The organism is [Bacillus] enclensis, assembly GCF_001456935.1.
In the GTDB taxonomy this organism is placed as follows: domain Bacteria; phylum Bacillota; class Bacilli; order Bacillales; family Bacillaceae_B; genus Rossellomorea; species Rossellomorea enclensis.
Genome location: NZ_KQ758485.1, coordinates 24689 through 46925, shown reverse-complemented (window position 1 = coordinate 46925; position 22237 = coordinate 24689). Strand labels below are relative to the sequence as shown.

22 protein-coding genes and 2 riboswitches are annotated in these 22237 nt (G+C 43.8%); of the genes, 15 read left to right on the top strand and 7 right to left on the bottom strand.

The window, feature by feature from the left end; translation table 11 throughout:
- The first annotated feature begins 19 nt into the window (after nucleotides 1-19).
- From nikB to AS034_RS15365, 6 genes are all read left to right on the top strand, one after another.
- Nucleotides 20-952 carry a nickel ABC transporter permease gene (gene nikB, locus AS034_RS15390; RefSeq protein ID WP_058299201.1) on the top strand — a complete coding sequence of 311 codons (933 nt, stop codon included), beginning with the start codon at nucleotides 20-22 and terminating at the stop codon, nucleotides 950-952.
- Nucleotides 952-1866: an ABC transporter permease gene (locus AS034_RS15385; RefSeq protein WP_058299200.1), complete on the top strand. Its 915-nt coding sequence runs from the start codon at nucleotides 952-954 to the stop codon at nucleotides 1864-1866. The genes nikB and AS034_RS15385 overlap by 1 nt, the downstream gene beginning before the upstream one ends.
- Nucleotides 1867-1874: 8 nt before the next feature.
- Nucleotides 1875-4901, top strand: coding sequence for a M14 family metallopeptidase (locus AS034_RS15380; RefSeq protein WP_058299199.1), 3027 nt, complete (start codon nucleotides 1875-1877; stop codon nucleotides 4899-4901).
- The gene (locus tag AS034_RS15375) at nucleotides 4873-5478 is read left to right on the top strand and encodes a pyroglutamyl-peptidase I (RefSeq protein ID WP_058299198.1); all 606 of its coding nucleotides are present in this window, start codon (nucleotides 4873-4875) and stop codon (nucleotides 5476-5478) included. The genes AS034_RS15380 and AS034_RS15375 overlap by 29 nt, the downstream gene beginning before the upstream one ends.
- A gap of 622 nt (nucleotides 5479-6100) precedes the next feature.
- Entirely contained in the window at nucleotides 6101-6649 is a 549-nt protein-coding gene (locus AS034_RS15370) for a serine O-acetyltransferase (RefSeq protein WP_058299197.1), read from the top strand.
- A 133-nt stretch (nucleotides 6650-6782) separates the two neighbouring features.
- Nucleotides 6783-7766, top strand: a complete 984-nt coding sequence (locus AS034_RS15365; protein ID WP_058299196.1) for a uracil-DNA glycosylase — start codon at nucleotides 6783-6785, stop codon at nucleotides 7764-7766.
- Nucleotides 7767-7834: 68 nt separating this feature from the next.
- On the opposite strand, the gene AS034_RS23345 is transcribed toward AS034_RS15365, so the two are convergent.
- Nucleotides 7835-7966: a hypothetical protein gene (locus tag AS034_RS23345; RefSeq protein WP_272867405.1), complete on the bottom strand. Its 132-nt coding sequence runs from the start codon at nucleotides 7964-7966 to the stop codon at nucleotides 7835-7837.
- 270 nt (nucleotides 7967-8236) lie between these two features.
- Here AS034_RS23345 and AS034_RS22780 point away from each other — a divergent pair, with 270 nt between their 5' ends.
- The 3 genes from AS034_RS22780 (at nucleotide 8237) to AS034_RS15350 (ending at nucleotide 10534) form a co-directional block, all read left to right on the top strand.
- Entirely contained in the window at nucleotides 8237-8383 is a 147-nt protein-coding gene (locus tag AS034_RS22780) for a hypothetical protein (protein ID WP_156416148.1), read from the top strand.
- 123 nt (nucleotides 8384-8506) lie between these two features.
- Complete coding sequence (locus AS034_RS15360; protein ID WP_141687739.1) at nucleotides 8507-9322, top strand: SGNH/GDSL hydrolase family protein; 816 nt, start codon at nucleotides 8507-8509, stop codon at nucleotides 9320-9322.
- A gap of 481 nt (nucleotides 9323-9803) precedes the next feature.
- A riboswitch (cyclic di-GMP riboswitch) is annotated at nucleotides 9804-9888 on the top strand.
- A 343-nt stretch (nucleotides 9889-10231) separates the two neighbouring features.
- Complete coding sequence (locus AS034_RS15350; protein WP_162266038.1) at nucleotides 10232-10534, top strand: hypothetical protein; 303 nt, start codon at nucleotides 10232-10234, stop codon at nucleotides 10532-10534.
- A gap of 470 nt (nucleotides 10535-11004) precedes the next feature.
- Nucleotides 11005-11090, top strand: a riboswitch (cyclic di-GMP riboswitch).
- Between the two features lie 63 nt (nucleotides 11091-11153).
- Here the strand turns inward: AS034_RS15350 and AS034_RS15345 are convergent.
- Entirely contained in the window at nucleotides 11154-11636 is a 483-nt protein-coding gene (locus AS034_RS15345; RefSeq protein WP_058299192.1) for a sigma-70 family RNA polymerase sigma factor, read from the bottom strand.
- Between the two features lie 319 nt (nucleotides 11637-11955).
- Between AS034_RS15345 and AS034_RS15335 the strand changes: the two genes are divergently transcribed.
- Complete coding sequence (locus tag AS034_RS15335) at nucleotides 11956-12507, top strand: competence protein ComK (protein WP_058299190.1); 552 nt, start codon at nucleotides 11956-11958, stop codon at nucleotides 12505-12507.
- Between the two features lie 273 nt (nucleotides 12508-12780).
- Here AS034_RS15335 and AS034_RS15330 read toward each other — a convergent pair whose 3' ends face one another.
- On the bottom strand, nucleotides 12781-14445 hold the full coding sequence (locus AS034_RS15330) for a M4 family metallopeptidase (RefSeq protein ID WP_058299189.1): 1665 nt from the start codon (nucleotides 14443-14445) through the stop codon (nucleotides 12781-12783).
- Nucleotides 14446-14828: 383 nt separating this feature from the next.
- Between AS034_RS15330 and AS034_RS15325 the strand changes: the two genes are divergently transcribed.
- The 5 genes from AS034_RS15325 to AS034_RS15305 all read left to right on the top strand — a co-directional run bounded on the left by AS034_RS15325 (nucleotide 14829) and on the right by AS034_RS15305 (nucleotide 18594).
- Nucleotides 14829-15959, top strand: a complete 1131-nt coding sequence (locus AS034_RS15325; RefSeq protein WP_058299188.1) for a histidine kinase N-terminal domain-containing protein — start codon at nucleotides 14829-14831, stop codon at nucleotides 15957-15959.
- A 121-nt stretch (nucleotides 15960-16080) separates the two neighbouring features.
- Nucleotides 16081-16515 carry a type IV pilus modification PilV family protein gene (locus AS034_RS15320; protein WP_058299187.1) on the top strand — a complete coding sequence of 145 codons (435 nt, stop codon included), beginning with the start codon at nucleotides 16081-16083 and terminating at the stop codon, nucleotides 16513-16515.
- On the top strand, nucleotides 16512-16949 hold the full coding sequence (locus AS034_RS15315; RefSeq protein WP_058299186.1) for a type II secretion system protein: 438 nt from the start codon (nucleotides 16512-16514) through the stop codon (nucleotides 16947-16949). Before AS034_RS15320 ends, AS034_RS15315 begins: the two co-directional genes overlap by 4 nt.
- Nucleotides 16939-18021 carry a hypothetical protein gene (locus AS034_RS15310; protein WP_058299185.1) on the top strand — a complete coding sequence of 361 codons (1083 nt, stop codon included), beginning with the start codon at nucleotides 16939-16941 and terminating at the stop codon, nucleotides 18019-18021. The genes AS034_RS15315 and AS034_RS15310 overlap by 11 nt, the downstream gene beginning before the upstream one ends.
- A gap of 162 nt (nucleotides 18022-18183) precedes the next feature.
- The gene (locus tag AS034_RS15305; RefSeq protein WP_162266037.1) at nucleotides 18184-18594 is read left to right on the top strand and encodes an STAS domain-containing protein; all 411 of its coding nucleotides are present in this window, start codon (nucleotides 18184-18186) and stop codon (nucleotides 18592-18594) included.
- Nucleotides 18595-18639: 45 nt separating this feature from the next.
- Here AS034_RS15305 and AS034_RS15300 read toward each other — a convergent pair whose 3' ends face one another.
- From AS034_RS15300 to AS034_RS15285, 4 genes are all read right to left on the bottom strand, one after another.
- Nucleotides 18640-19230 carry an SCO family protein gene (locus tag AS034_RS15300; protein WP_058299183.1) on the bottom strand — a complete coding sequence of 197 codons (591 nt, stop codon included), beginning with the start codon at nucleotides 19228-19230 and terminating at the stop codon, nucleotides 18640-18642.
- Between the two features lie 70 nt (nucleotides 19231-19300).
- Nucleotides 19301-20302 (bottom strand): aliphatic sulfonate ABC transporter substrate-binding protein, encoded by a 1002-nt coding sequence (locus AS034_RS15295; RefSeq protein WP_058299182.1) that lies wholly within the window; start codon nucleotides 20300-20302, stop codon nucleotides 19301-19303.
- 221 nt (nucleotides 20303-20523) lie between these two features.
- Entirely contained in the window at nucleotides 20524-21279 is a 756-nt protein-coding gene (locus AS034_RS15290) for an ABC transporter permease (RefSeq protein WP_032086777.1), read from the bottom strand.
- On the bottom strand, nucleotides 21263-22051 hold the full coding sequence (locus AS034_RS15285; protein WP_058299181.1) for an ABC transporter ATP-binding protein: 789 nt from the start codon (nucleotides 22049-22051) through the stop codon (nucleotides 21263-21265). The genes AS034_RS15290 and AS034_RS15285 overlap by 17 nt, the downstream gene beginning before the upstream one ends.
- Nucleotides 22052-22237: the final 186 nt, after the last annotated feature.

The following is a 22237-nucleotide window of genomic DNA, read 5'->3' as shown; positions in this document are numbered from 1 at the left end:
GATAAAGGGGAGACATCCAGTGGCGCAATATATTGTTAGAAGACTGCTACATACCGTTCTTGTCGTGTTTGCCATCTCTCTCATCATCTTCTTCTCGATCCGCTTGACGGGTGATCCCGTTACCGTGATGTTCGGGGCCGGGGAGCCGACGAAGGAAGCAGTGGAAGAAGTGAGAAGCAATTTAGGGTTGGATGAACCATTGATTGTTCAGTACGGGATTTTCCTGAAAGGGCTGGTTACCCTTGATTTCGGTGAATCCTTCCGTACCGGGCTTCCTGTTTGGGGGATGATCACGGAAAAAATGGGAGCGACCATTGCTTTGGCTCTGGGCGGAATCGCGGTGGCGATTTTGATTGCCTTTCCGATCGGCATCATCTCAGCTGTAAAAAGAGGCACCATCTTTGATTTTTCAGGCAGGGTGTTCTCGTTATTGGGTATTTCATTTCCGAACTTCTGGCTTGGGATCATGCTGATGATCATTTTTGCGGTCAATCTGCAGTGGCTGCCTTCATCGGGCTTCGATGGGTTTAAGCATCTGATTCTGCCATCGGTCACGCTCGGTTTGATCTTATCAGGAATTTTAGCGAGGCTGGTCCGCTCATCGATGCTTGAGATTCTGAATCAGCAGTATATTTCTACCGCAAGATCAAAGGGGATCAAGGAGTGGAGTGTCATCATCCGTCATGCGTTTCGGAATGCATTGATTCCGACCATCACATTCCTCGGCATCCAGTTTGGATCGCTCCTCGGCGGGACGGTCATCATTGAACAAGTCTTTTCCTGGCCGGGTGTAGGCCGCCTGATCATCGACGCGATCAACCAGCGTGATTATCCGGTTATTCAAGGCGGGGTCATTGTCCTGGCACTCCTGATGGTGTTCGTCAATCTGCTTGTCGACATCAGCTACAGTGTGCTGGATCCCCGTATCAAAGCAGGGGGGAGTGAGAAGTAATGGAACCAGTTGTTGTACAGACTGACCAGGATATTAAAATCAGTCACAAACGAAAAAGCCGATTCAAGAAGACCCTTACTTTCTTGAAAAAGAATCCGTCCGGAATGCTGGGCTTGATCCTTGTTCTGCTCACCATTGCTTGTGCTTTGTTTTCTAGCATCATCGCGCCGATGGATCCCGGTGAAGCGAGTTTGACTTCACGTCTTGCACCCCCTTCCTGGGCGGATGAAGCCGGTGAGTCAACTTATTTTCTGGGGGCTGACCAGCTTGGAAGGGACCTGCTGAGCAGGATCATTGCAGGAGCTAAGATTTCACTAATGGTCGGTTTCTTCGGTGTGATCATTTCAATGGTGCTCGGCACTGTACTCGGCCTCATATCCGGATATTTTGGAAAATGGCTGGATGACTTCATCATGCGCATTGCCGATATCCAGCTTGCATTTCCGTTCATATTATTTGCCATTATCATCATGAGTGTATTGGGAACGGGGATTTGGAAGATTGTACTGATCCTTGGATTGACGTACTGGGTTGGATTTGCCCGCTTGATCCGCGGCCAGGTCATCTCCGTTAAGGAACTGGAGTATGTCCAGGCTGCCAAAGCAGTCGGCGGGACTCACTTTACGATCATCCGAAAGCATATTTTCCCTAATGTCCTTTCTTCTATATTAGTGCTTGGAACACTTTACATCGCAGAATTCATTTTATTGGAAGCATCATTGACGTTTCTTGGGTTAGGGGTGGACCCTACAATTCCTTCGTGGGGCGGGATGCTCGCCGACAGCCGGAACTATATCAGCACTGCCTGGTGGACGGCGACATTCCCGGGACTTGCTATCATGCTGACCGTGCTCGGGTTTAACCTGCTTGGTGATTGGCTTCGCGATAAACTTGATCCGAATCTGAAAGTGTAGGTGAGAAGATGAGGGGACTTCAGGATATATGGAAAATCGGCGGTTTTCTAGCTGATCAAAATGGAGACGGTGTACCTGACCGTGTCAATGTTTCAATGGAGTTGAAAGAAGGTTGCGTTCCGCAGGGATTGATCGATTTCTGCGGAAGGCTCGGTTTCGAAACCACAGCCTTGTCTTTTGGATTTTTGGGTCATGAACGTGCCCAGTGGCATGTAGTGTTCCGCTCTTCGCTTGAGGAAACCTTTTGTGCGCTGCAGGGTCGGGAAGTGGTTTTCTTTTATAAGACGATTAGTGAACTGGATGAACTATTGTTGTTCTTGAGTGCTGCTTGGCCTGGAGAGCTGGCTGAGTACAAGCACCCTATTTGTAAGGTGAAGTTGGATGGAAAAGCTGTCATTGTAAATGATGAATTGAAAATTGACGCATTTTATAGAGATGAGAATACAGCAGCATCTAAAAAAATGGTCATCACCGGTTTGACTGATATATGGAATGAATCCGGTTTTCTCATGAAAGAAGAACCCTCTCCTTTAAAAGAAACGAATGTATCTTTTGATTTTCAGCAGGAGCCTTCACTTTCGTTATTGAAGCAGTGCTGCTATATGGCGGCTAGGATCGGGATGTCCTCGACGAAGCTTCATTTTCCGATGACGACGGGAAAGGGAGGAGGCTTTTCTTTCAGCTGTCGGGCCAGTCAGAAAGGGAGTCCTGCTGTTCTTGTGAAAGGTACTGGGGTGGAGCTGGAAGGCAGTGAAGATTCGCTGTTGGACATGATGGGTTATTTGGCAAATGCTGTTCATGTTTCTGAAGGCGGGGATTTTGGAGTTTGGGAACAGCTTCCCACCGCCAATGAAGAAGAAGAATTGTTGTTTAAGCTGGAGTGGAAGGAAGAACCTGAGATTGAACGTGCAAAAAAAGAATTGGCCAGCTTCTTAAAAGGCTATGCTTCACCCGCTCAATTATCAGCTGAATTATTTATTTCAGAGCCGTTATCGGAACGAAATCGATTAAAACAGGAACTGGCATCTCAATATGGCCTCCGTAACGTGGAAGTCCATTCAGCCTTTAAACCGGCGTACTTATGGATCGAGGAGAAGGTTTTGCCCCGGCTTTCCCTATATGAAGGAAATGCTCATTCGATTGAAATTGAGTGCGTAAAGGAAAGCCGGGAAGACTGCCTGGAGCTTCCTATCAGATGGATCCAGGAGTTGTATCCGGTGGATTTATTGATAGAAAAAGAGATAGGGATATCAGCAGATAATATACGTTTTTCTTTGATAGATGAGGCGGAGTCTACTATATGTGTAAAATTATTGGACGATCAGGGACAGCTTCTCATAATGGAGTCGTTGAATATTCCTGTCTCAAAGATGAAATACGTGGAAGAGGGGAAGTTTACCTATCCGACAACGGGGCAGGTTGTTGTGAAGGATGGGGAACACATCCTGTTTGAAAAAAGGCTTCCTACGGATCGGGAGCTTTTTTATCAATATTATCAACATGAAGTTCTGCCTTTATTGTGGAAGGAAACATGGAACCGGACTGAGGGCCAGGGGTTTACCAAGCCGTTGTTTGACAGGGTTGAAATTGAAGCGGCAATGAGCGAGGAAGAGCGCAGGCTGAACATTGATGAAGAACGGATTTCCTCCATGGAAGCCCTTCATGAAGATCTTTACTTTAATACTCTTGATTACTTCACGGTAAGAGGAGAAAAAGAATTCGGCAATGGGTTTCCTGCCCCAGGGGGAGTCTACCCTTTTATGAAGTCAGAAAAGGGTTCAAGGCCAAAAGCAAAAATCACTGCTTACAAATGGAGAGAGCGGGATAGCGGAGAAGCGGTGACGACGAAATTAGTGTTCGATCAATCAGGTGCTCCTGTAAAAGCGATTCTCGAACGTGTTGAAGATGGGAAAACGTTTGAAAGGGATATTGGCACATCTGATTTTAAACGTGATTTCAGGGCTGTGCTTGATCGACATAAGCTAGATGCAGGGCTCGTCCGGCAATGGATACCTGCAACTTCCTATAATGGTGAAAAAATACCAGTGTTTGAAATGGTCGACAGGATTGAAGAGCAGTTTTTCTCTCCTATAAAGTGTTCGCTTTTTAAACCGACTGTTCTGATCGAAGCAGGTCATCATGCGAATGAAGTCTCGAGCACACCTGCAATCATCGAGTTGGTGCAGGAACTTAGTACAGAGGAATCCTCTCTGTTGAAAAAAGTGAACCTTGTAGTGATTCCGTGTGCGAACCCGGATGGTGCCCGGCTTCATGACAGGATGACAGCAGATAATCCAGAATGGAAGCAACATGCTGCCAGGTATAATGCGGTTGGACTGGAATATGCTCATGTCCGCTACAAGAAAACGGTATTCGGGGAAGCGGATGTCGTCCCCCTTATCATGAAACGCTGGGCGCCGGATATCATCATTGATGATCACGGAATCCCTTCCCACGAGTGGGTCCAGCCATTTGCAGGCTACAACAGCCCTCCAAGGTTTCCGGTATCTTATTGGATTCCGAATGCCTTGATTTATGGAATAGGAAGAGAGCTTGACGGGGGGCAGTATCCCGGGCATGTCCATAATTTATCTGTGATTGCAGATCGAATCGATCAGAAGTTAAAAGGGACGGATATTTATGAAAAGAATCACTATTGGGTAAACCGTGTGAAAAAGTATGGCCATCAATGGCTGCCAGACATTTTCCCGATTGAACAAACAAACGATCTGCTGTTTTATAAATGGAAGACAGAAACCAATGAAGATTCATTTAATGGAATTGAGCGATATCCTGAATGGGTATGTGCAGATATCATATCAGAAGCAGCGGATGAAACCGTGTATGGAGAAGCATTGGATATATGCAAGAAGGCGCATAAATTGTTTGATCTCGCCATTATCGAAGCGGCTGCAGAAACCGATACCTCTTTTTTTGCAGAGTCGTCTGAATCGGTCATTGAGCTGCGAAGACAAAGACCTTTACGGTTAGAAGGAGTGAAGAGAAATGAAGAAGTTACTATTAACAGGCTTTAGGCCATTCCTGGATTATCCGGTGAATCCGACGATGAGAATCGTGGAAGAATTGGATGGACAAGAGCTGGGTGAGTACAAAGTGGTCGGCAGGATTTTGAGTGTTGATTTCAGAAAGTCAGGACAAGAGCTGCTGGAGCACTATGAAAATGTGAAGCCCGATGCGGTCATCTCACTTGGCCTTGCAGGCGGACGATATAAAATAACACCTGAGCGCATCGCCATCAATTGCAGCGACGGGGAACCGGATAACGAAGGAAACCGGCCTACCGATGAACGGATAGCGGATAAAGATGGTGCCGATGGATACTTCTCTACACTGCCAATCCGTCAAATGGTAGAGAAACTTATAGAAAACGGGTATCCATCAGAAATCTCCAACACTGCAGGGACGTATCTGTGTAACAACGTTATGTACTCTATGCTCCATCGCATCAAGCAAGATGGTACTGAGATACCATCAGGATTCATCCACATCCCGGCATCTCATGAACTTGCCATTCAGCACGGGAAAATCCCAAGCTGGTCTCATAGGGACTTATTAGAAGGAATTAAAACTTGTATTGAGCAATTGAGTTAATGGTGTGAGTGGGCAAGGGACCTGACCCCGACCCCATTTACGTCAATTCTAACGCACTATTCATCAAGGAGGACTAAAGAACGCTCGCCAGCCATCTGGCTGACCCTGAACTAGAAGGTATGTGAGCAGATCAGGGTTGAAGTTATAAAAAGACACTTTAACGATTGATTCGTTGACTGAATTAGTCATTAAAGTGGATCAGAAAGGAAGGGACTAGGGGGACAGGTCCCTTGTCCCACTCATCATTGAAGGTTGGGGCAGTTATCGTTCTAATAGAATAACCAGTACTATAAAAATAGGTGTTTCCAGCTTTTATTGCGGGAAGCACCTATTTTTTTTATGTCTGCTAAAGCATCATCCGAGTGATGAAGCGACCCCTGTAATCATCTAAATAAGTTTAAACAAACGATTGATTAACATTAATGAAGAATGTCATCAAGGGCGCCAAGGAGATAAACAGATGTTTAAAGGATATTGGAAGGGTTATCCAACGCGGGACAGTGAACCTGTCCCCTTGTCCCAAACTTTACAAAACTCTTACTTTAATGAATTGGGTTTTTAATGTTTGGTTTTTATAATGTTGGGAGAGTGGTTTGAATTACTCATTTGTAGAGGTGATTGTATGTTTAGGTTGATTAAGTCGGATTACGATGCTTACGGTTTAAGTCCTAAAGGGTTGATTGTGAGTCTATTTAACTTTTCTACTTTTTGGCTGGTGATTTCTTACCGGGTATCTCATGCGCTGTATAAAAAGAATATTCCTGTTTTGCCCCGGCTGCTCCGGTCAATGGGGATCTTGTTTTATGGGGCTGAAATCTCGTATGGAGCTGAGATTGGCCCTGGGTTTCGGATTGCCCATTCCGTTGGGGTCGTGATTGGTCCTAAAGTAAAGGCAGGGGTGAACTTGGAAGTTTTTCAGAATGTCACTATCGGGGGGCGTGATAGAGAAAGCAACGGTATCTTGAAGCCGTCGATCGGTGATAATGTTACTATTTTCACCGGTGCTGCCGTCCTTGGTCCTGTGCGGATAGGGGACAATGTTTCAGTTGGCGCCAATTCGGTGGTAACAAAGGACATACCCGCAAACTTGATTGTGGCAGGTCTTCCCGCTAAGAAAGTAGGGGAAGTGACCGTTCCCCATTCGTTGAGGAGTATGAATAGAATCAGCTGATTTTAATGAGTCCATCAAATGGTGGGCTCATTTTTACAAAAACAGGAATATATTACTATTACTAATTATGTAAAATAATGTATTTAATATGGTAAAATCAACTTTAAAACTATTAGTTTAGGAAGTTGAAAAAATGAGTGAAAAAATAAATCAGTTTCTGAAGATATGCCGAAATTTTAACCCTTCCCGTATCACGATCAAAACAGAAGACCATCACCAGGTGAAAGATATGATCATGTTGATGGGATGTGATCTGAATATAGAGGTCACCCGCTATGAACATGATCAGGATTTTACGGTCATGGTTTCAGACGGAGAACAGATGGAGATTAAACTAACTTCCCTGGGAATCAGTAGGTTTATAGAGAATGCTTACTCCAAGGATCCTGATCAAAAAGAAATTGAAGCTTCCTTTATTATGCCTAAAGGAGTTTTTACCCTTTCTCTGTATGGAAGATACCTTAAGGATAATCGGGGAAAGAGGACGAAATTTAACGATCTGGTTACCAGAGCGGCTGCTTGCATAACTTGTCCCAAAATGACGGAGAAGAAAGCGGTAATCAGCAGGTTGAACGGAAATATAGAGGCGGACCTTATGTTTATTGGAGAGGCTCCCGGTTCTTCCGGAGCTGAATTAACGCGCGTCCCGATGTCCGGGGACTCTTCAGGTGAAAACTTTGAAGAACTGTTGAACCATATTGGTTTGACGAGGGATGAGGTATATATTACTCATGCTGTACTCTGCTGCCCAACGGATAAATACGAAAAAGTCCGGGTACCTTCTACCAAGGAGATTGCTAATTGCAGTCATTACCTTTTGGAACAAATTGAACTCGTCCAACCTAAAATGATTGTCACTTTAGGAAGTAACGCCCTGAAGGCTCTCAATACGATTAAGAAGCATTCCATCGTACTGAAAGATCATGTCGCCCAACCTCAACAATGGAACAGTTACAAAGTGTTCCCGCTCTACCATACAAGCACAGTAGTCATGAACCGACGAAAACGAACCAAACAACAACAAATGCAGGACTTCATAAAATTAAAAAGCACCTATATTGGGACAGTGGGACAGGTTCAATGTCCCACTACTGAACCAAGTTTTAAAAAACCGTGAACCCAAGCATTCTTTGCTGGGTTCACGGTTTTTAATTCGGTGATATCACCACTGAAAATAGTTTCTGGTTACTTTTCTTCTTCACCCGTCAATATCGATTTTTTTAAAACTTCAATTTCTAAATTATATTGTTCCATTTCTTTATCGAATTTTTCATCCTTTGCTTTAATATCTTCTGAGAGTTTACTTTTTTCTTTCATGCTATGCCCCCTTTTTTGGATAACCACGATTAAGCCTCACACTAAAAAGCATATTCATCCACCAGTCTAAGCATGAAAACAGATGAAAATCACATGCTTTCTCCGCTATAGTTCATTCAACATCGAAAATGGGACAGGGGACCAGTCCCCCTGTTCCGAATCTTGTCCAAAAATTTTTACGTGGTTTAACATATTATTTACGTTTACTTAATATACTTTTGTTAATCTACAGTTGTAGGGAAATTAAAATTGATAATGTGGAGGGGTTCTATGTTACGCAATTTTAGAAGAGAATGGCATAAGTTTTGGTATTTCAGTTTTAATTATGTGCTGGAGATGACAAAGGATTCTCCTCAATTCAACAAGTATCGTGAAAAATCCCAATATCATGGTGAGAAACTTATGCAGCTCTTGTAGCTGTATTTTTTTTGCACAAAAATTTTTTGTCGTAACTTTTAGAACCGCCGTCTACAAAGATATACAAATTCTGTAATCTATCTACTATATCATTTACCTCATAGATTATATGGGGGGATGATGGTGAAGAACTTTTTACTAATTTGTCTGTTTATCATTACATTTGCTGTTTTAGCAGGCGGAAAGATGTACTGGGATGGACAAATCAATTCTGTTTTAGTAGAGACGCTAAGTATGAAAGCGCCGGAGCAGTCCGTAAAATCGGAAGTAAACGAAGATCCGGAAAAGGCAGCTGCAAATAAAGAAAAAATGCTTAAATTAGATCGCTTGAATTATCTGCCGCCCGAACTGCAGCAGAAATTCAGGGAGAAAATCAACCAGGATAAACCGCTGCATTTCATGATTCTCGGTTCCTCCTCAACTTCCGAACAAAAGGGTGCATGGCCCGATTTGTTAGAGAAAAGGCTGATGGATGTTTACGGTAATACTCTATTAAACGTCACAGTCAAGGAAATGGCCAATATGACATCAACTGAAATAGTGGAAGAAAACCTCCAGGAAGAATGGGTGAAAAAGAAGCCTGATATCCTGCTAATCGAACCGTTTCTGCTTTATGACATCGAGGAAATCGCGATAAAGAAACGTTTGAAGAATCTTACAGTCATGCTTGAAGATTTTAAAAAGGGAAACCCCGACCTGACCATCATCATCCATCCCTCAAACCCTATTTACGGGGCACATTATTACCTTGAGGATGAAAAGGAGCTTGAAAAGTACGCCAAAGAAAATAAATACATTTATCTAGATCATTGGAAATCCTGGCCTGATTCCAATGAAAAAGAAATAAAAGATTATCTGACAAACGAAAGCCTTCCAAACAAAAAAGGAAATGAAGCCTGGGCACAATTTCTCCTTCATTACTTTGTCAGGGAAATCTAAAATGGGACAATGGGACAGGTTCATTGTCCCATTTTCAGGACATTCAACCTGTATTTAATTTCCACCCTCATTAAACATGCAAACTGTTCGAATTTATTAAAAATTGAAGTTCGCATTGTAAAAGGGGGGAAGTGTTTTATGAAGAAGAGACCATACCTTTTAACCCTGAAAATTAAATGGCATTCCTTAAGGATTACCTACCTTAATGCACTTCTTGAATGCTGCCTGGATTTGAAATTAAAGCAGAAATTGCAGGGAAGCATTCATTATCATGAAATGAAATTGCTTAAACACATACATCAACCGCCTAAATCGTATACTCAAATGTAAACCCTTCCATAACTTGAGTATAATTCGGAAGTCTATACTATTCTTTTAAGAATATCCTCTTTTATTTACTTGAAATAATGATACTATCAGAAAGTAGTAGTATTGAACTATCAAGTTGGATGTGTTTAACAAATAAAATCATTCATAATTCGTACGATAACGGCAAAATCATTGAAAAATGATGACGCAAAACTAATAGGGGCTACTGTCAATGACTAAGCCAGCCAGTTTCCGAAACGGTCTCCTGCGATTTATGAAACAGAGGGAGGAACATTATGAAGATGAAAAAAATGATGTTTCAATTAAGGTTCAGGTGGCATTCTATAAGAGTGCGCTACCATCAGGCATTGCTGGAAAGTTGTTTAGACTCTCAGCTTAAACAGAAAATCCAACAAAAAATCATTTACCATGAAATGAAACTAAAAAATATTTAACTCTGAAGGCTCTTAATGGGCCTTTTTTATTTTGGGACAGGGGGACAGGTTCATTGTCCCGCTCATGGACAATGAACCTGTCCCCCTGTCCCGCAGTATGCCACTCGCCTGTCATGGGAAGGATGATGACGAGGGAGTGATTGATGTGAGATGGGCTATTGCCATTTGTTATTTTGTGGTAATTTTTGTATTCACGTGTACAGAGAAACTAACCCGATTATATTCTGAGGGAATTCCACGGTTCAGGTGGAATCCAGATCCGGATTATGCCGCTTTCTTTGACTTCACTTCTTATCCATTTACCAGCCCTTCCTACATTTATCAAAAAGCGGGCCATGCCCTGGCTTTTTGTTTACTGGCCGCAATTGTGTTAATGGTAGTGAATAACTTTGGGACGACCATACTTATCTCTGCAGGATATGCTTTATTTACTGAGGTGGCACAGTGATTCTTTTACAGGACAGGGTGTTTGGTGGATGTGGGGTATGATATGGCGGGGGTAGTGTTTTATGCTGGGTTGTACTTTTTGGGGAAAAAGGGACTAATAGTGGCTCAAAAACCGGAAGGGGAACCGTCAAATCATTAATCTCACTAGACTCGGCATAATGTAGAAGCGAGTTTAATGAAGCGGGACAATGTACCTGTTCCCCTGTCCCAATTTGTCTTTTTTTGTCTATTAATTTTTATTTAATTGTATAGATAATTCAGACTTTTTTGTTGTATAATAGTACAAGAAAAGGAATTAAATGTATTTAATAAAGGGGGCTCTGGAATGCCGGTTTATTATATGAAAGAAATATGGACTCCTTTGAAGCTGTTTGGGATCAAGTTCTTCCGTTGTGAGGAGAATCGTATATACATAAAGGTTCTTCAATCTCACCGTAAACGTATTTTTAGGTAAGGATGAATCCTGAATTGATGTGAAAAGGGCAAAGCCATTGAAAGATGGTGACGCAAAGCTACAGGGGCTTCTGTTCAAATGACAATGCCAGCCAGCTGCCGAGTCTTCTCTTTTTAAAATAGGTATTTCCACCCGCAAACCAATAAGGTTTTTTTATTTTGTTTTTTTAGATATTCCTCTTTTCTTTTAACCGCTCCCTGGCCCCATGCCGCCACTTCTTCACAGCGCCAACCGAAACCCCTTCCTTCTCAGCAATCTCCCTGACCGTTAACATCTCCATGAACGTATACATGACCCACTTGGTCTGTCCCTCCGTCAGCCTCTCGCAATAGGCTTGTAGAATCTCCCGCGAAAGCGGAGTCTCTGACCATTCATCCTCCACCAACTCCCAAAACTCTTCTTTGGGATAGGCCTGCCGGTCAAAAAGCTTTGTTTTCTGACTTAATTCCGTCAGCATCCGCCCTTTGATGTATGAGTAAGCAAATGCGGCAAATTCCCCTTTTTCAGGATTGAAGTTCTGGGCTGCCTCCCAAAGCGCGATCAGTCCTGTTTGATAGAATTCCTCGCGATCCTTGAAAATGTGAAGGGAGTGGATGATCTTATGAATCATTGGCTCAAACTGCTTTTGAATTTCATGGAAAGATTCCATGTGTGTGGTCCTTCTGAATGGCGCGCCTTTCGGTTATTCCCGGGTAGCTATACCATACAGGGAGGGGGAGGATCCGCCAAAACGGGGAATTGTCTGTTTTATTGGGGTTTTAGTGTTTTTGCCAGTAGGAAAGCATGCGTTAGGGGCTGGAAAGGGATTGTTTAGTCAGAAACGAAATTTATTTTACGAAAAAATGTAAAAATTTGTAGAAATAACTGGAAATGTTATCCTATTAAGTTATAATAGGTATAAAGTCACTTATTTTTATGGCTTTTCTGAAAAATAAGTTTCTACCAACATTTAAAGGATGGTGTAGTGAGTGAGAGAAAGAGAAAACCCGATCACAATGAATACGATGGCGATTTACCCGGCTTATCACGAAAGATATCAATCCGTCATTCTGAATCAGACGGGCGATCATGTCTTCAGTAAAAGGTCGGTCAAGGATCTTCTGGACGATGTGTGTATGCGAAATGGAGCTTCTTACGACGGCAGGGTAAAAGCCGTGAAGCATGTTCTGCCTTATTTCAGAAAAACGCCTGTCATCATCAGTGAAGATCCTTACATACTTGCTTTTCCCACCATGTCCCCCCAACATTATGAATGCACCTGGCTTTTTTGTTCCCACATCGAGAATTTCACCCACTCAAATGGAAAGACATTTGTTCATTTTAAAAACGGCTCGATGCTGGAAGTCTCCTGTTCAGTCAGAGTTCTTCGAACACAGATGGAAAGGGCGTCTGCAACATTGACGTATTTTTCTTCATATGATGCCGATTTGCCGCCTTCAATAGAAAAAATGCCTGGACCGGCGATTTACTCCAGCATGCTGCCTTTCAATCCAGAGGATCCACCTCCCATCCAAATATAATAGATTGAGAGAAGAAGGCTTTTTAGAAAAGGCTTCTTTTTTATAGGCGCTTTTCGCATACTTTGTTGCTTTACCTACAAGAAAATACTGGAACTTGGTTTTTTTGGGTTGTACGGCCGTCTCTTGTTGAATTTTGTTTGCGAAAGGAGCACGTCCACAAGCTGCATTAATGTTACCAGCCTAATTAAGGGAAGCGACAACCTTTTAGAAAACAGCCTTTTTATATGCAAAAAATAAGCATGAAGGGGAGCCCTTCATGCTTATTTCGTAGGGTTATTCGGTAATCCCGACAGAATCTAATCCGCCTGCGGCTGCCACAGCTTCGGCGCTTCCTTCACCGTAAAGGTCCACGGCTGATTGAATGATGGCCTGACGAGCATCACTGAAATCAGACAGGCTTGTCAGATAAGTGGTCAGCGCGCGGTAGTAGATTTTACCGAGCTTCTCGCGGCCGATATCCTGAGCCGTCAGGTAGGCGGCATGATTGATGATGGAGGAGTTGATGTGAACGCCGCCGTTATCAAGGCTGCGCGGCAGGTCATAGTACTCATCCATATGGGAAGGGTACATCCCGTCTCCATTTCCATATGGAACATACGCTGCGTTAACTGGATACTTGCTGGGATTACTCAGGCTACGGAGCGATTCCCTTCCGCTTTCCTTGGCTGCAGGGGCCATGATGTCCTCGCCCAGCTCCCAGTTTTTATCATCGATCAAGGCACTGAAAATATCGGAGAACGCTTCGTTCAATGCTCCTGATTGGAAGCGATACTGCAGGTTGGCAGAGTTAGAGGTCACCCCGTGAGTCATTTCGTGGGCGGCAACATCAAGTCCCGCAGCAAGCGGAATCATGAACTCCCCGTCTCCGTCCCCATATACCATGTAAGTACCGTTCCAGAAAGCATTATTGTAATTTTCCCCGTAATGGACGACCGACTGAATAGGCATGCCTTCCCCGTCAAGTGAGTTGCGGTCATGCTCGTTCAAATAATAGTCATAGACCTTTTCGGAGTTATAGTGGGCATCCACAGCCGGCCTGTCAAAGTCGGATGTGAATGCTGCATCTTTGTCCTTGAACATTTCAATCCGGTTTTTCGAGTAGTCATATGTGAAGATGCCATCGAGCCCCTCATGACTGTAGTCGGCCAGCTGGAACATCGTACCCTGATTTGGCTCTTTTGTCTGAGAGATATGAAGGAGACGATGTCCGCCCAACACCCCGATCCCGGTTCCTGTCTGGGTTTTGATATCCTCTGCATGCATGATGGCATTGTACTGGTCGACGACTTCCCCTGTTTTCGCGTCTATGAAAACAAACCAGTTACCTGGTGCTTCACCGAGGAAATTGACATTCACTTTATACGCCAGGAGATCTTTTCCTTCGAACGGATAGATCACGAGGTCCGAGGTCGGCGCGTAGGTCAGCTTGTCTGGTGCTTTCACGGCTGACTTCGCTTTATCGACTGCTTTACTGCTTGACAGTGAAGGTGTCGTGTTCAATTCCGCACTTTCAGCACTAGGATGGTATGAGGCATTCACAGAGGTAATTTCATTCTTTTTATTATAGTGGACGATGACTTCAGCTCCCTCCACCGGGAGGCCGTCTTTCGTTTGGTTGAATCGGACATGTGTCATGCCGAGGTCATCCTTTTCGACTCTCTTTGCTTTTAAGCTCGCTTTCGGATTTTTGATGTTGAGTGTGGACTTTTTCTCTTGGAGGTAATTGAGAGCATCATTGGATGTGGCAGCCATGCGTTTCACTGCATGCTTTTCTTTCACGAATAGAGGGACATTTGCTATTTCATTCCACTGCTTGACTGAGTTGGTCTGTACCCCGGCAAGTTCCTGAGGCTGGACAGCCAGTGCCTGTCCCTGCGGCAGAGTGGCAGCGATCAGAGCGGTAGACAGTGCGATTGGTGCAATTAGTCTTTTCTTCAATTTATTTCCTCCCTTTGTCATTATGATATTAAGTATAGGGAGCAATCTAGTAAAATACATGAATCTATCGAACGAACTTAAGCAGGGCAATTTACTGGAGATAATAGACTGGCTTAGGAGGAGGTCATGGGGAATTTAGGGTAGCGAAAATCATCATTCGATAAATTTAGCCACACGAAATAAATCCAACGATCCAGCAAAAGTCGAAATCAAGCGAAACTTGCGGCCTTTCATGCTTTAGTACTTTAGTAGACTGCGGGAAGGGCCTTGGAAGAGTTTTAAAGGATTGAAATTACTAGAAAATGTCTCAGACCCCGCTCATTTCTGTTATGATAATAGGAAAGAGTGAGCGTTGAAAATTGGGACGAAGGGGCTGCCGGCGGATGATTAGTACTTCTGATAGACTCATAGCTTTTTTGGAAGAACACTCAACGGAGTTTTTGCATAACTGGAGATCAAATATCGTTATTTCAGAACAGGATTTATATAAAGAAGAAGTCCTGCAGAACGGTCTTCGGATGTTTCACCTGGTGAAGCGTGCCATTAAAAATCCCTTGACCGAAGAGGAAATCCAGGCACTCGCTTATAAGACCGCTCAGGAGCGGGTGGAAGCCAATGTGAATATCAGCGAGTTTGTGTATAACGTGAACGTCGGTAAGAGTGAAGTCATCAAATGGGTCAGCCGTTCGGGAATTGAGTGGACGGAGCTTCAGCCGTATCTGGAAGATATCAATGCTTTATTCGACCGCTTCTCTTATCTTGCCGTCAAACAATACACGGACATCCGGGACAAGCAGCTGCAGGAAAAAGAGCTTTATATTGATCAAACCCATAAGGAACGGCTCACGATCCTTGGACAGATGAGCTCGAGCTTTGTCCATGAATTTCGGAATCCGCTGACTTCCATCATTGGGTTTACAAAACTGCTCCAGCATGATTACCCGGACCTTCCGTATCTTGATATCATGCAGCATGAACTCGATCAGCTGAATTATCGGATTGCCCAGTTTCTCCATGTGTCCAGGAAGGAAATCATCGAGAGCAAAAGGGAAGAGATCAATCTTTCGGCCATGTTCAAAGAGCTGCTGGAATTCCTGTATCCGAGTCTGTTGGCCGGAGACGTCTCAACCACACTTGAAGTGGATGAATCACTGATCATCTCAGGAAATAAGGATGAATTGAGGCAGGTTTTTCTGAACCTGATCATGAACTCGATCGATGCCCTGCAGATTGAAAAGGGCGAACGTTTAATTCGTATCCGCTCTGTACTGCAGGCATCAACCCTGCATCTATCCATCACGAACAACGGCCCCAGAATACAGCAGGAAACCATCAATGCCATATTTGAGCCGTTTTATACAACGAAAGAGCTCGGAACGGGAATCGGTTTGTTTATATGCAAGAAACTGATTGAGAAGCACGGCGGAGAAATCACGTGCTTTTCGACTGACGAAAAGACCGCCTTTACGATTAAGCTTCCGCTCCATTCCAGCATGCCGACGATACCGTCATAAGAGAAGGTCTGCCCTGAGTAGAGGTGCAGGCCTTTTTTTATTTCTTTTCCTTACCCGCCGTGGCTGATGATATAATGGTAAGAGAATATAGTAAAATAAACCTATAACAAGGAGAATTCCGGTGCTTAAAGATGAAAAAGGAATTACGTTAGTGGAAATTCTTGCATCGATTACCCTATTGTCTATTATTCTCGTATCCATTATCACCTTCTTTCCTCAGATCGGCATGAATAATAAGCATAATGAAGAAAAGATTCAGGCAATCAATCTTGCGAAAAAAGTATTGGCTCACTGGACCGATGATGCAGGGAACGAAGTGAGTACTTTTATAAAAGGGTCTGGTTCCACGCCTGGTCCCTATGACTATGAAATAGAACCTGATGATCTGGATCATTTTTATTTAAAAAAAGAGTTAGAAGGCTTCAATGTTGTAGTCAAGCTTGCAAAAGATACCGGGGAAGACCGCCCATATCCTGTTACCATCCAAATCGGGAAGTCCGGTAAAGTCTTAACTGAAACATACGGTTATATCACAGTCAGGGGGGCCGAAGAATGATCCATGATCAAAAAGGGCTCACGCTGATAGAAGTCCTCGCCAGTCTGGCTATTATATCCGTAATCGGGCTGCTTTTATGGAATGTCCTTTTTCAAGGGATATCTTATTCAAAAAAAGCAGCTTCCCAAACGTCCCTGCAGCAGGAAGCAAATCAAATCTCAATGAAACTGACAAGAATCCACCAAACCAATCCTTCATATGAGATCGTGAATAACGGCTGTCAACTTGAGGTGTATAATACTCAAACGGATGATAAACAACTGATCACAGCGTTTTCTGATGAAAAGACTTGCTACACTGCAGACATAGACGAAAGTTCTGACCACTCAAAGCAATTGGAACTGACGTTATACCTGAAAGATGCCCCCCAGGATAAATTCACTTTACTTACTGTTTTATATAAACTGAAAGGCAGTTCTGACCATGAAAATTAGAGAAGAAAAAGGGTATGCACTAGTTCTTTCTTTATTGATCATCACTATATTTATGGTAGTGGCTCTTAGTTTATTGGCTGCTTCTTACAATAATTCCAAACAGAGCATCAAGGTCGAAAAAAATTACCAGGCAGTGGCTGTTGCCGAGATGGGTATTCCGTACTATCAAACATCGATACTCCATGCCTTGGAAAAAACGAGGGATGCTGTGCTTGCTGAGATCGCTCAGGACAAAAATGCCGGGTTAAATGAAGAAGAGATTTTCAACCTCATGATTACTAAATTCCCGGACTTTTTAAAAGAAGAGAAAGTGGAGGTCGGGGAAGACGCTTCGTTTGAACTCAAGCGGACCATTTCTCCTGCGGGAGATACAGGCCTGTTCATTGAAATCACAAGTACAGGGGTGAAAAAAAAGGAGAGATTCACCTTATTTGCTGAAACGACCATTCCATTAACGATTATGCCTGCAGTAAATAATGGCGATTCGCATACCGGTGATTTCTTGAAAAAAATAACGCTGCCTACAGTACCAGACAGCTGTAAGAATCCCGTCAGTCTGAACAATCGGTGTAAAGAAGTCTTGTTGACCACCTCAAAGACCTATTTAGGAAATAATATGAAAATCCAAAAAGATCTTATATACTCTCAGAATGACTTAACGCTCACGGGAAACAACAACAACCTTGATAATTCAAGTATTCATGTAGACGGTCAGTTTACAATGGGTAAAAACATGAATAACGCAAAGAACATAATCCTTGAAGTTGGTAAAAATGCTATTTTTAATGGACACTTTGATTTAGAGGGAGAATCAGAAGTATATATCGGAGGAGACATGAAAGTAGGAAAACATTTGAATGTATCCAGTGGCTCAAAAGTGTGTGTCGCCGGAAAGCTGGAAGTGTCAGGACATAAGAATATATCCGGCAAGTTGTTCATCAAAGAACAGAATAAACAGGAGTTTTATGCAAATTGCGCCGGTGGAAGACCTGTAGAGCAACCTGCATCTGTTTATTGGTCATCTGACATTGAAGATACATTTACATATTATTATGAGGAAAAGGATAAGTGAAATGTAGAAAAAATAAAGGATTCCCTCAACGATATTACTTTTATTAAAAAAGTTTATTGAATTTAGGAAATAAATCTCAAATTTAATGTTTAAGTAGGAAGTGACATGGGTAAAAAATACTATCTGAGCAATTTAAACTCTAAAAAGATAGAGGTGCTTCCTATGAATCTTTCAACCAAGCAGGAAATGTGTTTCTTTTACCATCCGTCTTCCGGGAAAGATCTATTTATCAATATGGGCCACACTCGTCTTTATGCTAAAAGCTTGAACATCGAGGCATCTTCGCGGTTCGGGACTATGAAAGTGGTTCTGGCCGGGCATCTCGGTTCATCTACGATCGAAAAATTGGATGAGTTCTTGCTTGAATATAGATATCATTTTAAAAACTGCAAGGAGGTTTCAATCGACATCAGCAAGCTGGATTTTATCAATCAGTTTGGCGTTTCCGCTCTTGTGGATTTAGTTTGTTTGCTGAAACACGAAGGTCTTGAAGTTTCCATTCGCCATTCTGAAAATAAGGCAGATCAGGTACTGAGGAAAGCCGGTTTCTATGAATGGCTGCAGGAAAATTAGAAAAAGCTTGATTCCCGTTGAATCGGGAATCAAGCTTATTTGTTGTTAGTTTAGTTTTTCGATGTCTTTGATCATCTCTTCAAATGGAGGGTCAGAAACGCCTTCATACTTATTAAGCAGTGTACCTGATTCACCGACCAGGAAAAAAGAAGTCGCATGAACGAACTGGTTTGACCCTTCCACCTTGGCAGCAGGAGTTTTAAAAGAAACATTTGCAAACGATTCAATCTCATCACGGGTGTAGCCTGTGAGGAATGTCCAGTTACTGTAGTCTGCGCTGTGGCGTTTGCTGTATTCTGTCAGTGTTTCGGGTGTATCCTCTTCTGGGTCGATTGAAATCGAGACGAACTGGACATCATCTTGCAGACCGGCTTCCTTGATTTTGTTTTGAAGCTTCGCCATATTCGCCGTCATCGGGAGGCAGACGGTATCACAATTGGTGAAGATAAAGTCTGCGATAACGATTTTATCCTCATTAAGTTCCGAAAGCTTCACCGTGTCGCCGTTCTGATTTACAGCCTCAAGCTCCCCGATTTCGACGCTCATCGGAAATGATTCTTCCACATTTCCCTTACCGCAGCCAGCGAGTGAAGCCGCAAATAATCCAGCCAGCACAACCAACCATAACCTCTTCATCATAATCTCCCCCTTACAACAAAGGTCCGCCCCTTCACCGCGTTAAAGCGACGAGGGACGGGCCTTCAAATTAGTCGATGAATTGTGTGTCGATCAGGTCTGTGAATTTTGGTTTTTCTTTTAGGAATTTCAGTTCGTATGATGAGTCGGCGAATGCCTGCACCGCGTCAGAGTCCACTTTGTATGTGAATCCGATTCGTTCCCAAGCCTGGTCGACGACTTCTTTGCTCAGTTCCTGTTTTGTCGTTTCCTTTATATCTTTGATGGTGATTTCTTTTGCTTCTTCAGGGTTTTCAGCGATGAATTCTGTTGCTTGTTTGTGGGCGTCCACGATGCTTTGGATGCGGTCCGGGTTCTCTTTCACTGATTTTCCGGAAGCTACAAGGACAGATGCAGGAAGGGTTTTACCGAAAGATACTTCATCATGGTCGATGAGGACTTTCGCGCCGGTTTCCTGCTGAATGACCGCTGCCCATGGTTCTGGAGCGACGGCGATATCGACTTTACCTGACTTCAACATCGCAGCGTATTGAGCAGGGTTTCCTGTTACGTGTTTCATCGTTCCGCCGATACGCTGGGACTCGATGCCGTGTTCCTTAAGGAAAGTTTCGACTTGGACGTCATGCGTACAGCCTACTGCCGGGGTGATAAATGATTTTCCTGTAAAATCATTAACTGATTTGACGCCGCTCTGTTCACTGGCAAGTACGACGGTTCCGCCTGTGGAGGCACCGGCGATGATCTTCACGTCCGCGCCTGTCATGTAGTTGTTCATGGCAGGTCCCGGTCCGACAAGTCCGGCGTCGATGTCGCCAGTTTTAAGGGCGGTCATGAAGGATGAACCGTCAGGGAATGTCTTATATTCAACCTTCGTACCGTCCCCAAGCTGTTCTTCGAAGTAGCCGTTATCTTTTGCCACCATGGCAGGGACGTGGTTGATGTTCGGAAAGTAGCCGATAACGATCTTTTCTTTGTCCGAAGAAGATCCGGACGTTTTGCCTGATGTTCCGCATCCGGCTAAAACACCGGTGAAAAGGAAGAAAATCGCTGTAAAAAGAAATATTCTTTTCATTTTGTAGCCTCCTAATGGGTTTTATGGGTGAGTAACTGACTTTTGGTCAGGGTTTTCATTACGTTAAAGTGTAATGAGAGAGCGTTTATTATCAAAAACAACACTTTTATTATCAAAAAACGGAATATATTATCAAAAACCAACCATTTTTTATCAAAAATCCAATTATATTATCAAAACCGAAAATCCAGGCAAAGCGGCCGAAAGAGCCAAGCAGCCGCCTAAGACTCCAGCCCCCAGCGCTTCATAACCGACTTCTCGATCCGCTGGAAGATCAGCTGATCCACAATCGCCCCGACGACACCGATGATGATCATCACCGCAATCACGAGACTCATGTCGCCGAAATCCGATGCGTAGCGGAGCGTGTACCCGAGTCCGGGTCCTGTACTCAGCAGTTCGCCTGCCATCAATGCTCTCCACGCGAATGCCCAGGCAAGGCGGGAACCTGTCACTACATATGGAATCGAAGCGGGGAAGATGACCCGGATGAACAGATCCAATCCGCGTGATCCCATCGTCTGTGCCGCCCTGATAAACAGCGGTGATACATTCTTGATCCCCATCCGGATATTCAGCGCCATGACGAAGGTTCCGCCTAAAATGACGACGAAGATGACCGATTTTTCATTCAAGCCGAACCACATGATGGCGAGCGGCAGCCAGACGATACTTGGTACACTCTGCAATGCCAGCAGTACAGATCCAAGCGTATCATCGGCCGTTTTTGATTTTGCCAAAAGCACGCCGATCGAGGTTCCGATCAGAAGGGAAATCCCCAATCCAATTAACAGGCGTTTGAAACTTGCAATCAAATCAATGATAAGTGTCTGATCGGAAATCCCGGCGATCAGCGATTCAAAGACTGAAGTAGGGGAAGGGAGCACAACCTCCGTCCAAAGTCCGAACCGGGAACCGCCTTCCCAGAAGGCGATGATGACTGCAAAGAAGATGATTCGTTTAAGAGCTGTGTTCATGGGCCAATTCCTCACTTATGACTTTGTCGATTTCCTTCTTCAGGTAGCTCATGATGTGCTCCTCGAGTTGTACCATTTGCTCTTTATGAGCGTCCCTTGGGCGGGGGATCTCCACTTTGATGTCTGCCAGGATCGTTCCGGGGCGGGTGCCCATCACGATGATCCGGTCTGATAGTTTGATGGATTCCGAGATGCTGTGGGTGACGAAGAGGACGGTTTTCTTCGTTTCCATCCAGATGGTTTCAAGCTGACCGTGAAGGCGGGAACGGGTCTGTTCGTCGAGTGCACCGAATGGTTCATCCATCAAGAGGACTTCCGGATCCATTGCCAGAGCCCGGGCAATCGCCACCCGCTGCTGCATACCGCCGGAAAGTTCGTGGGGATAATGGTCCTGGTAGTTTCCAAGCTGCACCATATGTAGATACTTGGCAGCCTGCTGCCTGGCATCCGTCTTTGACATTTCCTTCTTCAATGGAAACGTGACGTTGTCCCTGACGTTGAGCCAAGGAAAGAGTGCAGCCTGCTGGAACACCATGCCGCGGTCTTTTCCGGGTTTCTTGATCGGATTTCCTCCGACCGTTATCTCTCCGGTCGTGGACTTGGTGAGTCCGGCCACGATTGAAAGCAGCGTAGACTTCCCGCACCCTGACGGACCAAGTATCGATACGAATTCCCCCTTGTCAATCTCGAGGTTGATGTCTTTCAACACATCGACCGGTGTCCCGGTTTTATCATTATATTGTTTGTTCAGATGTTCGATTTGAATGAACAAATAATCACCTTTCCCTATAATTCATATTAATCTAATCGGAATTTAATGAATTTAATTATAGTATATTAGTAGGGATTGTCAAGGTTGCAATTTTTTCACTGAAAAAAGATAAAATACAAAGTGAGTGCTTCTGTAATAATAATGAATTTACCGTTTTAAGCATAATTTAATGGGGAACTTTATAAT